Origin of the sequence: Rhizobium sp. 16-488-2b, assembly GCF_017741815.1 — a bacterium.
In the GTDB taxonomy this organism is placed as follows: domain Bacteria; phylum Pseudomonadota; class Alphaproteobacteria; order Rhizobiales; family Rhizobiaceae; genus Rhizobium.
Genome location: NZ_JAGHMF010000008.1, coordinates 185,416 through 197,179, shown reverse-complemented (window position 1 = coordinate 197,179; position 11,764 = coordinate 185,416). Strand labels below are relative to the sequence as shown.

General features: G+C 62.1%; 15 protein-coding genes. 6 read left to right on the top strand and 9 right to left on the bottom strand.

All coding sequences use genetic code 11. The features are described 5' to 3' along the window. Window positions 1-25: 25 nt before the first annotated feature. Together J5286_RS09610 and J5286_RS09605 are read left to right on the top strand one after the other, a co-directional pair. A complete protein-coding gene (locus J5286_RS09610) occupies window positions 26-520 on the top strand; it encodes a hypothetical protein (protein ID WP_018898052.1) in 495 nt (164 codons plus the stop codon). Window positions 521-572: 52 nt separating this feature from the next. After that, entirely contained in the window at window positions 573-998 is a 426-nt protein-coding gene (locus tag J5286_RS09605) for a hypothetical protein (protein ID WP_209190131.1), read from the top strand. 15 nt (window positions 999-1,013) lie between these two features. Here the strand turns inward: J5286_RS09605 and J5286_RS09600 are convergent, their stop codons facing one another. From J5286_RS09600 to J5286_RS09570, 7 genes are all read right to left on the bottom strand, one after another. After that, window positions 1,014-1,268 carry a DUF982 domain-containing protein gene (locus tag J5286_RS09600; protein ID WP_209190130.1) on the bottom strand — a complete coding sequence of 85 codons (255 nt, stop codon included), beginning with the start codon at window positions 1,266-1,268 and terminating at the stop codon, window positions 1,014-1,016. Between the two features lie 287 nt (window positions 1,269-1,555). Beyond that, window positions 1,556-1,780 (bottom strand): hypothetical protein, encoded by a 225-nt coding sequence (locus J5286_RS09595; protein ID WP_209190129.1) that lies wholly within the window; start codon window positions 1,778-1,780, stop codon window positions 1,556-1,558. 166 nt (window positions 1,781-1,946) lie between these two features. Next, a complete protein-coding gene (locus tag J5286_RS09590) occupies window positions 1,947-2,150 on the bottom strand; it encodes a hypothetical protein (RefSeq protein ID WP_018898056.1) in 204 nt (67 codons plus the stop codon). Between the two features lie 259 nt (window positions 2,151-2,409). Then, window positions 2,410-3,450 (bottom strand): ABC transporter substrate-binding protein, encoded by a 1,041-nt coding sequence (locus J5286_RS09585; protein WP_209190128.1) that lies wholly within the window; start codon window positions 3,448-3,450, stop codon window positions 2,410-2,412. Next, window positions 3,447-4,235: an ABC transporter ATP-binding protein gene (locus J5286_RS09580; protein ID WP_209190127.1), complete on the bottom strand. Its 789-nt coding sequence runs from the start codon at window positions 4,233-4,235 to the stop codon at window positions 3,447-3,449. The genes J5286_RS09585 and J5286_RS09580 overlap by 4 nt, the downstream gene beginning before the upstream one ends. Continuing rightward, window positions 4,232-5,056: an ABC transporter permease gene (locus J5286_RS09575; RefSeq protein WP_245205640.1), complete on the bottom strand. Its 825-nt coding sequence runs from the start codon at window positions 5,054-5,056 to the stop codon at window positions 4,232-4,234. The genes J5286_RS09580 and J5286_RS09575 overlap by 4 nt, the downstream gene beginning before the upstream one ends. A 36-nt stretch (window positions 5,057-5,092) precedes the next feature. Then, window positions 5,093-5,701, bottom strand: coding sequence for a YkoF family thiamine/hydroxymethylpyrimidine-binding protein (locus J5286_RS09570; RefSeq protein ID WP_209190126.1), 609 nt, complete (start codon window positions 5,699-5,701; stop codon window positions 5,093-5,095). A 390-nt stretch (window positions 5,702-6,091) separates the two neighbouring features. Between J5286_RS09570 and cysP the strand changes: the two genes are divergently transcribed. From cysP to J5286_RS09550, 4 genes are all read left to right on the top strand, one after another. Continuing rightward, complete coding sequence (gene cysP, locus J5286_RS09565; RefSeq protein ID WP_111560607.1) at window positions 6,092-7,078, top strand: thiosulfate ABC transporter substrate-binding protein CysP; 987 nt, start codon at window positions 6,092-6,094, stop codon at window positions 7,076-7,078. 105 nt (window positions 7,079-7,183) lie between these two features. Continuing rightward, window positions 7,184-8,005 carry a sulfate ABC transporter permease subunit CysT gene (gene cysT, locus J5286_RS09560; protein ID WP_209190125.1) on the top strand — a complete coding sequence of 274 codons (822 nt, stop codon included), beginning with the start codon at window positions 7,184-7,186 and terminating at the stop codon, window positions 8,003-8,005. A gap of 2 nt (window positions 8,006-8,007) precedes the next feature. Continuing rightward, a complete protein-coding gene (gene cysW, locus J5286_RS09555) occupies window positions 8,008-8,916 on the top strand; it encodes a sulfate ABC transporter permease subunit CysW (protein ID WP_209190124.1) in 909 nt (302 codons plus the stop codon). Next, window positions 8,913-9,947, top strand: a complete 1,035-nt coding sequence (locus J5286_RS09550; RefSeq protein WP_209190123.1) for a sulfate/molybdate ABC transporter ATP-binding protein — start codon at window positions 8,913-8,915, stop codon at window positions 9,945-9,947. Before cysW ends, J5286_RS09550 begins: the two co-directional genes overlap by 4 nt. Window positions 9,948-9,951: 4 nt before the next feature. Here the strand turns inward: J5286_RS09550 and J5286_RS09545 are convergent, their stop codons facing one another. Together J5286_RS09545 and J5286_RS09540 are read right to left on the bottom strand one after the other, a co-directional pair. Beyond that, complete coding sequence (locus J5286_RS09545) at window positions 9,952-10,704, bottom strand: ABC transporter ATP-binding protein (RefSeq protein WP_112981283.1); 753 nt, start codon at window positions 10,702-10,704, stop codon at window positions 9,952-9,954. Further along, complete coding sequence (locus tag J5286_RS09540) at window positions 10,698-11,762, bottom strand: FecCD family ABC transporter permease (protein ID WP_209190122.1); 1,065 nt, start codon at window positions 11,760-11,762, stop codon at window positions 10,698-10,700. Before J5286_RS09540 ends, J5286_RS09545 begins: the two co-directional genes overlap by 7 nt. Window positions 11,763-11,764 lie beyond the last annotated feature (2 nt).

Sequence of the window (11,764 nt, the reverse complement as noted above, 5' to 3'; positions counted from 1 at the left end):
GTTCTCTAACCCCCAGGGACCTTACATGAAGACGATTATCGTCGGGGCGCTTCTCGCCGCCCTCATACCCGGCATCAGCCAGGCCAAGACGCTTGCATTCCCGAGCGACGCCCCCATCGCTCAGATCGCCATTCCAGATAGCTGGGAGCCCGAGGAAACGGAAACCGGGATCCAGGCGACGTCCGATGACTCGGCTATTTACCTCTCGATCGACGTCGCCGACGAAAAGAGCACCGACAAGGTCATCGACGATGCCATTGCCTTTCTTCAAAAGAACGGCGTGAAGGTCGACGGCTCGACGCAGAAGAAGTCCGATGAGCCGATCAACGGCATGGACATGACCAACTTCGACTGGACCGGCACCGACAATGACGGCGCAGTCAATATCGGCCTCTCGCTGCTCTCGCCCAAACCAGGCAAGCTCCTCGTTATCACCTATTGGGGATCGCAGGGAACGCAGGAGGCGCATGGGCCTGAACTCCAGGCAATCATCAGCTCCCTAAAACCGGCAGCCGAGTAACATCGCGCAGGCACGGCTCTGCCGTGCCTGCCTTTTCCCCCCCGAGGTCACCGTGCGCTTCTTCAAATCATGTCTTATTCTGTCGCTCGCTGCGCTGTCGGCCGCGAGCCCGTCATGGGCCGACTCGTACAAGGCCGTCAGCAACACCGCCATGTCCGTTACCGGCGATATCTCGATGGACGACTTCAGCATCACCTTTGAAACGGGTGATGAGCTTTCGTTTTCCAATCTGGTTGCCGATCACTTCATGGTCGACGGCGAGCGAGTAGCAGCGTCCGTCTATCGCGTGGCCGATCCTTCGGACCCCGAACTGCTGAACGGCAATCGTCTCTGCGGCTCCGGTCCGGTCACCTATGTCGCAAATTGGTCCGCTGGCGATAGCTTGTCCGCGATCGCGGTGTTCACCGGTCGTCATGCGCCGAAGAGCTCCGACGAAATGTGCGCGTCCTATACGTTCGAGGAAGGCGTCGAGGAGTAGGCGCGCTCGCACTGCCTACAGCGGAATCGGTGCGGCGGGCACCACGTCATACGGTACCCTGGCTTCATCGGCGGCGGCGATAAAGGCGAGGCGCGCGTCTTCCGGCGATGCCTTGCCGATCGCGACACCGTCGCACACTTCCAAGGCGGAAAAGTAGGCTTTGCCTTCGGCGACGGGCCAAGCGGTGAAAAGCAGTTTGAGCGCTTCACGGGTACTCGTGACGGTATAAACGGCGCCACTGCGCCGGCAGGCGATCAGAACAGGGATCATCCATGGTCTCGTGTCCAACGCTCTATACCCCTCGAAGCGCATTTGATTGGCGGTAGCCGTGCAAAGCTGCCACCGCGCCCTTAACATATAGTATGTTCTTTATGCATCAAGCGTGGGCGCCCCGGTACCGCGCATGGAAAAAAACCCGGTGCGAGGGGCTGCACCGGGCTTTTGGTTGGACTGCATTGGGCTTGCTGATCCAGCAACGCGGATTTCAATACGTTGCGGAGATAAAACCCGTCAGCCGCAAAAAGGTTCCCGAAGAATATCGGGCCGCGCCGAACGGGTTATTCCTCGGCGACGCCATTCATCAGCCCGTCGAATACTTCGAGCATTGCGTCGGCGATGGCCTGGCCGAGCGCGTTGCCGGCCTGACCGATCCCGGCGTCGTCCATGTCGCGCGCCGCAAGTGCAAGCGCCGTTCCCTGTTCGCTGACGATCAGCTTTGCGCGCTCGATCGCCCAGAGCGAAAAGTCGTTGCGGTTGTCAATCGTTACGGTGTCCGGTTCCATGGCCAATTCCTCTCATTCGCTTGCGCGCTTATTAGCCTCTTTGGCGGGAATATCGAAGCACAATCCTCGCTACGGCCACAACGCGCTCAGGTCATGAGTGGGCGGCTGGATCGACGCTTGCCGCGACCGCGGCAGGCGAGTGTGCCACATGATAACAGTCGAACCGTCAGTTTGGGTCGAGGTTTTTCATGCCGCGGCGCGTATGCCGCAGTTCAACGATCTGGCGCATCTGTGCCAGTCTAAGTTCCAGCGCTGTCCTGTCCATCGACGGGGGCAGCTTGCTGAGTTCATCCGCAAGGATATCAATCTCCTTGAGGAGGAACGGTAAATCGAAACCTTCATGTTCCATGTTTTCCGCCATGCCATTCATGCAAGCGATTCTTGCTTGCATCGATTTACATGCTTCGCTGTCACGGCTAGGCGAGTCTCGTCCAACGTTCTTAATATCCAATAAACTATAGCCGTTGGCGTCCCGAAATGACACCTGATAGCGCCAAGAGAGCACGAACGCGCGCGCTTTCCTACCCGGCACATGGTCCGGGTTGATAAACGTGTTCGAGCGGCCGAATGTCTCGATCGCTCGAATGCATTTCTAGAGCTTGTGGCGTGTCTTGTCTGATGCGGGCCGGTCAGGCAGCGTCCAGCGGCGTGTTCGTAAAGAAGCGCGAGAAGTCGGGCGCGGCCGTAAGCGCCTTGCCGTCGGCATCCTTAAGGATTTTCGACTGGAACAGATAGTCGCCGATCGCCTTCATCTTGGCCGAATCGATGCGACCGGTAATCCCATCCTCCGAACGGAAGTAATACCCCGCGATCAGCGCCTTCAACGAGGCCTCCACAAGCGCACGATTGGTCAGTGCGTCGCTATTGGCCGCGATCATGAGCTCGACCGCGTCGTCGGGGTGATCCACCGCGAAGTCGTAGCCTTTGCGGGTCGCCTGCAGAAAGGCACGGGCGAGTTCCGGCTTTTCGTTCAGAAATGCTTGGCTGGAGGCGAGCAGCGTGGTGTGCTCGTCCGGAACGCCATAATCGGCGTAGCGGAAGGCGCGTTGCTTCACACCCTCGAGTTCCGCCTGCACGCCTTCCCAGGTGTAGACCTCGAGCGTGAAGTCGACGCTGCCGTTGGCCAGCGCCTGATAGGCGGAGGTGCCGAGCGTCACGGTCTCGAATTCGCCCTTGCCGCCATCATGCCGGATGAGCGAACCGATCAGCGCGTTCTCCCAGGCGCTGCCGAAGCCGCCATAGGTCTTGCCGTCGAGATCCCTCGGGCTGCGAATGTCGTCGCGATCGGCATTGAAGACGAGACGGCCGGTCTCAGTCTGGACGATGGCGTAGGTCGCGACGAGATCAGCGCCAGCTGTCCGCTGGGTCATGAGGCCGATGGCGCCGTCAATGCCGAAATCAGCGACATGATTGGCGACGAGCGTGCCGGCCGAGGTGTCCGTATAGGGCAGGATTTCCACGTCGAGGCCCGCATCGCGGTAAAATCCCTTGTCGCGGGCCACGAAGAGGCCGATGTGGTTGGTATTGGGCGTCCAGTCCAGCGCGACCCTGACGGGGCGCTTTTCTTCGCTGCGGGCCGGCTTCGACAGAAGCGGCGACATTGGCAGCGTCAGAGCAAGACCTGCGGCTGAAGCCAGGGCTGCGCGGCGGGTCAGCATCGGTTTTTTCATCGTGGTTCCTCCAGGTTGGTCATTGTGGCGTCGTTCGGGGCATTGAAAAGCGTGTCGAGAATGTCAGCCTCGATTTCGGCCGCAAGCGCCCGCGCTGCGCCGTCCAAGATGCGCGGGCGTGGCAGATCGATGGTGATCTCGCGGATGATGCGGGCCGGGCGAGGTGAGAAGATATAGATGCGATCGGAGAGATAGACCGCTTCGCGCACATCGTGAGTGACGAGCATCGCGGTCCAGTCGTGCTGCGACCACATCTTCTCCAGCCAGCGCTGCATGCCGGCACGCGTCAAGGCGTCGAGCGCGCCGAAGGGTTCGTCGAGCAAGAGCATCGGCTTGTGCTGTACCACGGTGCGCAGCAGTGCCGCGCGCTGCCGCATGCCGCCGGACAATGCCGCCGGATAGTGCTGTTCGAAGCCGTCGAGGCCGAATTCGGAAAACAAAGGCAGCACCCGCCGGCGCGCCTCGGCGCGGCGTATGCCCTGGACCTCGAGGCCGAGCGTGGTGTTGTCGATTATGCGCCGCCACGGCATCAGCGCGTCGCGCTGCGGCATGAAGGCGAAGGGGCGGATCGTTCCGTCGAGTGTCTGGCCGTCGAAGCGCATGCTGCCGCCTTCAGGCCTACGCGCGCCGGTCAGCAGCTTGAAGAGTGTGGATTTGCCGGAGCCCGAAGGCCCGAGAATGGATACGAATTCGCCGGGTTTGACCGTCAGCGAGATGTCCGCCAAAACAGAGGTTTCGCCGTAGCGGCAGGTGATGTGCTCAAGTTCCAGGCGTGGCGCGGTCATCGGGCGCTCCCCTTTCCGCGTCTCGCCCATGGCATGGCCAGATGTTCGGCGATGACGGTGAGGCCGAACAGAGTGAGGGTCAGCACGGCGCTGACGAACACGGCGGCCAGCACCAGGTCGGGCCGGAAATTGTTCTTGGCGTTCAGCATGTAGATGCCGAGCCCTTTGGCAGCACCCGCATATTCCGCGAAGATCGCGCCGACGACGGCATAGGTGATGGATATACGCAGCCCGGCGAAGAAGAAGGGCAGGGCGGATGGCAGCCGGGCAAGCAGGAACTGCTTCCAGCGCGGCGCCCCCATCGAAGCCACGAGTTGCTGCAGTTCGTCTTCGGTCGATTGATAGCCCTGGCAAAGCGCCACTAGCATCGGGAAGAAGGTGACGAGTGCGACAAGCAGAATCTTCGGCGTCAGGCCGAAGCCGAACCACAGAACGATCAGTGGCGCGATGGCGACCAGCGGCAGCGTCTGGCTGATGATGAAGAGGGGAAACAGCGCCCGACGAAGCGGCTGGCAGAAGTCAATTAGCACCGACAGGATGAAGGCGGCCGCAAGCGAGCAGCCGAAACCGGCGAGCGTCGCCCGCAAAGTCGGCAGCGTGTTGTCGAACAGGGCCTGCCGGGACTGGAAGGTCTGCGCGAGCACGCGGGACGGCGAGGGCAAGGTCGTGGGCGAGATGCCGGACAGGCGGACATAGGCTTCCCAGGCCGCCACCAGAAGGCAGACGGCCGCGATCGCCGGCAGAGCCCGGCTTAGACCGGTACGGATATGATGGTGCAGGCCGGAAACGACCTGCCGCGAAGGCAGACGTGATGTCGACATGATAGAACCGTTTTGAACGCGAGCGTGGGGCGGCGCTTAGCGCTTGGACGGGCTGTTTGCCGAAACGGTAAGGTCGATCGTCACATGGCCCGCCGGAGGGCCGAAGCGCACCAGCGCCTCGTGCACGGTCGAAAACACCGCGCCGGTGTCGCCGCGCAGCTTCGTGCAGAAGTTCTTCGATTTCTCGAAGACGCCCGAATTCTTCAGGAAGTCGATGCAGCCGTAGATCTCGTCCATGTGGCCGTCGATCCCGAGCGTATAGAGCGAGAACTGCGCGGCCGTTTCCTGGCCGATGACAGGCGCGTCCTTGACCGCTTGGTGCGCCCTTGCCTTGCGCTCGTCGAGCGGCGCCATGGGGCCGGTCAGTTCGGGCGTCTGGCAGATCGGGTCGTCAGGCTCTCCCGGGCAACCGCGCGAGATGGTGGCGTGTAGCACGCAATGCTTGCCGCTGCTGGCGGCCGCCGCGAACAGATCGCGCATGGCGGCGAAGACCACATCGGGCGTGCCGATGATCAGCGTAGAGATATCATCGGTCTCGATCCGCAACCTGTCACGATGGGGATCAAGCGCGGAAAGCGCACGGGTGATGACACCGACGAAATCGTCGGTCATGGGATACAGTGAAATCTGCGCGCCGGAAAACATCGCTCTACCTCGCTCCGCTGGCATTATCCAGATCAGCTTGAGAGTCCACGATCATGCGACCGTATCTCAGCCCCGGCATTACGGAGCACCCCTGTGATGTCGGGGTGATACGCCAAAGCCTCGACGAGCGCAAGGGCCATGTCGTGGACAGAGAAGTCATGATTTTTATTAGGCCCGCTCAAATTCCCGATGCGGGGAAAGCGGTTTGCTGGCAGAGGCTTAGGAACGCTTCGCGAGTAGAGTGTAGCGCAGCATGAAGCAAAACCACCGCGAAATATGGCGAAAAAAGGACAGAATTTCTAAGCCGGTCCGCAAGCGGGGGCGGTGGTTCCTCGCGATCTGGAGGCGGTCCGATTAGTTTCACCGCATAGTAAAACACCGGAGCGATAGATGAACCGCCTTCTGATTCTCGGCACAGCACTTGCTGCCCTTTTCTCCGTTCAGGCCCATGCCGCAGAGCCGACGAAGCTTCTCAACGCATCCTATGACGTGTCGCGCGAGCTTTTTGCTTCGGAGAACGAAGCCTTCATCAAGCAGCATCCGGGCATCACGATCGACCAGTCGCATGCCGGCACCTCCAAGCAGGCGCGCTCGATCATCGAGGGCCTCGAGGCCGACGTCGTGACGTTCAACCAGTCGACGGACATCGATTTCCTCGCGAAGAACGGTTTCGTCTCCAAGGATTGGGCGAAGGCTTTCCCGAACAACGCGTCGCCATTCTATTCCTTCCCATCCTTTCTGGTGCGCGCCGGCAACCCGAAGAACATCAAGGACTGGGGCGATCTGGCGCGTGACGACGTGCATGCGGTCTTCCCGAACCCGAAGACATCGGGCAATGCGCGCTACACCTATCTCGCCGCCTATGCCTGGGCCAAGGAAGCGTACAAGGGTGACGAAGGCAAGATCGAAGCCTACATCACCAAGATCTTCGACAACGTGCCGGTCTTCGACACCGGCGGCCGCGCGTCCACGACCACCTTCGTCGAGCGCGAGACCGGCGATGTCCTGATCACCTTCGAGGCCGAGACGCGCGGCATCGAGAAGCAGTACGGTTCCGACAAGGTTCAGGGCGTGATCCCGTCCGTCAGCCTGCTTGCCGAATTCCCCGTCGCCGTGGTCGACAAGGTCGCCGCCAAGCATGGCTCAGAAGCGCTCGCGAAGTCCTATCTCGACTTCCTCTACACCGAAGAAGGCCAGCGGATTGCCGCGCAGTTCGGCCATCGCGTTCGCGATGAGAAGGTGATCGGCGAGTTCAAGGACCAGTTCCCGGCGATCCGCCTCGTCAATGTCGATGATACCTTCGGCGGCTGGGAAAAGATCCAGAAGGAGCATTTCGCTTCCGGCGGCATTCTCGACAAGCTTTATGGCAGCCGGTAAGCCCTAACCGGATATCACATCGCTTGGCCCGGCTGGCGTTTGCCCGCCGGGCCGCTTTCGTCATCGTGCTTGCAGAGCAGGACTTATGAAACAGGGAATGACCGCTTGAGACGCAATGTCCTGCCCGGATTACGCCTGTCGCTGGGTGTGACCCTTCTCTATGTTGGCCTTATCGTCGTCCTGCCTCTGGCTGCCCTGGTGTTCAAGGCCGCAAGCCTTGGGCCAGAGGACTACTGGCGCATCGTGTCATCCTCGCGCGCGCTCGCAAGCTATCGGGTCACGGTGCTCTCGGCGCTCGGCGCCACAATCTTCAACCTGTTTTTCGGCTTCGCGCTTGCCTGGGTGCTGACGCGCTATCGCTTCCCCGGCTGGCGGCTTGTCGATGCGATGGTCGATCTGCCATTCGCGCTGCCGACGGCCGTGGCCGGTATCGCGCTGACGACGCTGTTTGCGGCAAACGGCTGGTTCGGCTCGGTGCTTGAAGGTATCGGCATCAAGGTCGCCTATACGCCGATCGGCATCATGGTCGCCATGTGCTTCACCAGCCTTCCCTTCATAGTGCGCACGGTGCAGCCGGTTCTTGAGGATCTCGATCCTGCTTACGAGGAGGCCGCGCAGTCGCTGGGTGGTTCGGATTGGACGATCTTCCGCAAGGTCATGCTGCCGCTGTTGATGCCGGCGCTGCTTGCCGGCGTGTCCTTGTCCTTCGCCCGCTCGCTTGGTGAATTCGGCGCCATCATCTTCATCGCCGGCAACCAGCCGATGTCGACGGAGATCACAGCACTGCTCGTCTTCATCCGGCTTGAGGAATACGACTACCAAGCCGCCGCCGCGATCGCCTCCGTCCTGCTGCTGACAGCCTTCCTCATGCTGGCACTGACCAACTGGATGCAGGCGCGGGCGCTCCGATACACGGTGAGGAACTGATCATGAGCAGCATTCCCACCCGCCGCAAACCTCCGCGCGTCGGCGATCAGCCGATCGTCCGACGCACCTTGATCGGCTTAGTGCTCATCATCGGCGCGTTCCTCATCCCGGCGCCGCTCGTGATCATCGGGGTCGAAGCCTTCGCCAAGGGCTGGCAGGTCTATAGCGCCACGATCAGCCATCCCGATACGCTGCATGCGATCATGCTGACGGTGCTGACCGCGCTGATCGCCGTGCCCATCAACACCGCCTTCGGCGTCGCGGCCGCGTGGTCGATCACCAAGTTCGATTTCTGGGGCAAGCGCTTCCTGCTGGTGCTGATCGAGGTGCCGTTCTCCGTGTCGCCGATCGTGGCCGGCGTTGCCTATCTCTTCGTCTACGGGCTGCAGGGCATCTTCGGGTCGACGCTCGAGGCTTATGACATCAAGATCCTGTTCGCGATTCCGGGGATCGTGCTCGCCTCGATGTTCGTGACCGCACCCTTCGTTGCGCGCGAACTTATCCCCCTGATGCAGGCGCAAGGGCGCGATCTCGAAGAAGCGGCGACGTCGCTTGGCGCGTCCGGTTGGCGCACGTTCTTCTCGGTCACGCTGCCGAACATCAAATGGGCGATGCTCTACGGCGTCGTGCTTTGCAATGCGCGCGTGATGGGCGAGTTCGGCGCCGTGTCTGTGGTCTCGGGCAATATTCGCGGCCAGACAAATACGCTGCCGCTGCACATCGAGCTGCTCTATCACGATTATCAGGCAACCGGCGCCTTCGCCGCAGCCTCGATCCTGGCGGTCATCGCCATCTTCACCATCATCGCCAAGGTAGCGCTTGAGCGCCAGGGCGCCGGCCGCCGCTCCAGCAGCGCCAAGCCCGCCGCGCGTCCTGTCCTTGTTGCCCAGCCAGCAGAGAAAAATTCATGAAGATCCGCCTCGACCACGTCGTCAAAACCTTCGACACGTTCCGCGCCGTGCGCGACGTCTCGCTGGATATCCGCAGCGGCGAACTTCTCGCGCTGCTGGGGCCGTCGGGTTCCGGCAAGACCACGATCCTGCGGATGGTCGCCGGCCTCGAATATTCGGATGGCGGCCAGATCTTCTTCGGCGACCAGGATGCGACCGACATTCCGGTGCGCGATCGCGGCGTCGGCTTCGTCTTTCAGCATTACGCGCTCTTCCCGCACATGACGGTCGGCGAAAACATCGCCTTCGGCATGAAGGTGTCGAAGGTCAAGCGCGACAAGGCCGCGATTGAAGCGCGCGTCACCGAGCTGCTGCGCCTCGTGCGGCTGGAGGGGCTGGGCGACCGGTTCCCGGCACAAATCTCCGGCGGACAGCGCCAGCGCGTGGCGCTTGCCCGTGCGCTCTCCGTCGATCCGAAGGTGCTGCTTCTCGACGAGCCGTTCGGAGCGCTCGACGCCAATGTCCGTCACGATCTGCGCCGCTGGCTGCGCGAGATCCACCACGAGCTCGGCATCACCACCATCTTCGTGACCCACGATCAGGAAGAGGCGCTCGATCTTGCCGACCGTGTCGTTATCCTGAAGGACGGCAAGATCGTTCAGGAGGGCACGCCCGAGCAGGTCTGCCGCGATCCGCAATCGGCCTTCGTGATGAAATTCTTGGGTGATGCGAACGTGTTGCCGGCCGAAATTCGAGCCGGCGTCGCGTACGCCGGCGGCGCTTCGGTTGCCGCACCCGGCATGGCCGATGGCACTGGCGAGATCTATGCGCGCCCGGCCGACCTCGATTGGTCCGGAGACGGCCCCGGCATCGGCGCCAGCGTCGACCGTGTTCTCGACCGGCCGGATGGTCGCCGCATTCTGGCGAGCACCGAAAGCGGCGTGCAACTGGAATTCGACGTCGAGCCAGAGCGCTCTGTCCGGGCGGGAGATCGCGGCTTCGTGACGGTACGCCGCGCCAAGGTGTTTGGCGCAGCGCAGGCCACAGTCTAAGCGATCAGATGGCGCCGTCGACGATGACGAGCGGCGTTCCCTGCGAGCAGTGTTCGATGCGAGCGTCGATCTTGTAGATATCGCGCAGCATGGTCTTGGTGATCACGTCTCCGGTCTTGCCACTCGCCGCCATCTTGCCGTTGCTGATGACGACGGTGTTCTCGCAATAGCGCAGCGCGTGATTGAGATCGTGAAGCGCGATGAGGACGATCATGCCGTCGCGTTTGGCCGTGGCGGAGATGAAGTCCAGCACCTCCACCTGCCGGTGCAGATCGAGCGCCGAGGTCGGCTCGTCCATGAGCAGGACTTCCGGATTGCGGATGAGCGCCTGGGCAAGCGAGACCAGCTGGCGCTGACCGCCGGAAAGTTCGCCAAGCCCGCGAAAGGCGAGATCGTCGATGCGCAGCGCCTTCAAGAGCCGGTCGATCGCCGCCAGTTCCTCGTCAGCCACTCGCCAGCCGCTGCCTTGCTTGGCCGACAGCAATACTGACTCGTAGACCGTCAACACGGCGTTGGCGCCGGTGTCCTGCGGCATGTAACAGATCGTTCTCGGGCCGGCCTCGGTATCGGAGAGTTCGACCAGCCCCGGTCCCTTGATCAGCGAGGCGATGCGCTTGAAGAGCGTGGACTTGCCGGCTGCGTTCGGCCCGATGATCGCGGTGACGCTGCCGCCGCGAAGATCGTCGATCCCGACATCCTGGAGCACCTTGACCCGACCATAGGTCGCGCCAACGTTTTTGAGCGCGAGCGCTACCATGCGCGTCTCCTGTTACTGAAAATGAGGACGAAGAAGAACGGCACGCCCACCAGCGCCGTAATCACGCCGATCGGCAGGATGGCGCCGGGAATGAGCACCTTGCTCACCACCGATGTTACGGACAGAAGAAGCGCGCCGCAGATGACGGCTCCCGGCAAGAAGAAGCGTTGATCCTCGCCGACGACCATGCGCGCGATATGCGGACCGACCAAGCCGACGAAACCGATAGTGCCCACGAAGGAGACGGGTATGGCGGCGAGCAGGCTGACGATCATCATCGTCTGCAGCCGCAGGCGACGCACATTGACGCCCATGCTGGCCGCCTTGTCGTCGCCGAGCCGCAGTGCGGTCAACGCCCAGGCATCCTTCATGAACAGGGGAACGGTCACGACGAGAACGGCGGCCGTGAACCAGACCTTCGGCCATGTCGCCTTGGTGAGGCTCCCCATGGTCCAGAATACTACGGCTGCGAGCGCCTGCTCGGAGGCCAGATATTCCAGCAGCGACAAGGCCGCGTTGAAGGTGAAGACCAGCGCGATGCCGAGCAGCACGATGGTCTCGACGCTCACGCCGCGCATCGTCGACGCGAAATGAATGAAGAGCGCCGCGGCCATCGCCATCAGGAAGGCGTTGAGCGGCACCATGTACTGGATGGCGCCGGGAAACAGCGAAACGCCGCCGACCAGCGCAAGCGCTGCACCGAAGCTCGCGGCCGCCGAGATCCCCAGCGTAAACGGGCTCGCGAGCGGGTTGGAGAGGATGGTCTGCATCTGCGCGCCGGCAACCGACAAGGATGCTCCGACCGTAACCGCCATCAGGGCGATCGGCATGCGGATATCCCAGATGATCACCCGCAGCTGCGCGGCCACTGCACTCGGGTCGGCAAGTGCGGAAAGCACGTCCGAGAGCGAATAGTTGGCCGGTCCGAGCGCCATATCGAGCGCGATGCTGAAACACAGCGCGATGGTGAGCGCGAGCAGGATCAGGATGCGGCGCAAGGCAAGGGCGCGATATTGCACGCGCCCCGTTGTCGATGTCTCGATGGCGCTGACAGCCATGC

Coding starts and splice junctions, on each gene's coding strand:
- J5286_RS09570 (WP_209190126.1), bottom strand. CDS start 5,701: ATGTTTTCCGGCGCGCAGATTTCACTGTATCCCATGACCGACGATTTC.
- J5286_RS09545 (WP_112981283.1), bottom strand. CDS start 10,704: ATGGTAGCGCTCGCGCTCAAAAACGTTGGCGCGACCTATGGTCGGGTC.
- J5286_RS09540 (WP_209190122.1), bottom strand. CDS start 11,762: ATGGCTGTCAGCGCCATCGAGACATCGACAACGGGGCGCGTGCAATAT.
- J5286_RS09590 (WP_018898056.1), bottom strand. CDS start 2,150: ATGAATGGCATGGCGGAAAACATGGAACATGAAGGTTTCGATTTACCG.
- J5286_RS09580 (WP_209190127.1), bottom strand. CDS start 4,235: ATGACCGCGCCACGCCTGGAACTTGAGCACATCACCTGCCGCTACGGC.
- J5286_RS09610 (WP_018898052.1), top strand. CDS start 26: ATGAAGACGATTATCGTCGGGGCGCTTCTCGCCGCCCTCATACCCGGC.
- cysP (WP_111560607.1), top strand. CDS start 6,092: ATGAACCGCCTTCTGATTCTCGGCACAGCACTTGCTGCCCTTTTCTCC.
- J5286_RS09575 (WP_245205640.1), bottom strand. CDS start 5,056: ATGTCGACATCACGTCTGCCTTCGCGGCAGGTCGTTTCCGGCCTGCAC.
- cysW (WP_209190124.1), top strand. CDS start 8,008: ATGAGCAGCATTCCCACCCGCCGCAAACCTCCGCGCGTCGGCGATCAG.
- J5286_RS09585 (WP_209190128.1), bottom strand. CDS start 3,450: ATGAAAAAACCGATGCTGACCCGCCGCGCAGCCCTGGCTTCAGCCGCA.
- J5286_RS09600 (WP_209190130.1), bottom strand. CDS start 1,268: ATGATCCCTGTTCTGATCGCCTGCCGGCGCAGTGGCGCCGTTTATACC.
- J5286_RS09595 (WP_209190129.1), bottom strand. CDS start 1,780: ATGGAACCGGACACCGTAACGATTGACAACCGCAACGACTTTTCGCTC.
- J5286_RS09550 (WP_209190123.1), top strand. CDS start 8,913: ATGAAGATCCGCCTCGACCACGTCGTCAAAACCTTCGACACGTTCCGC.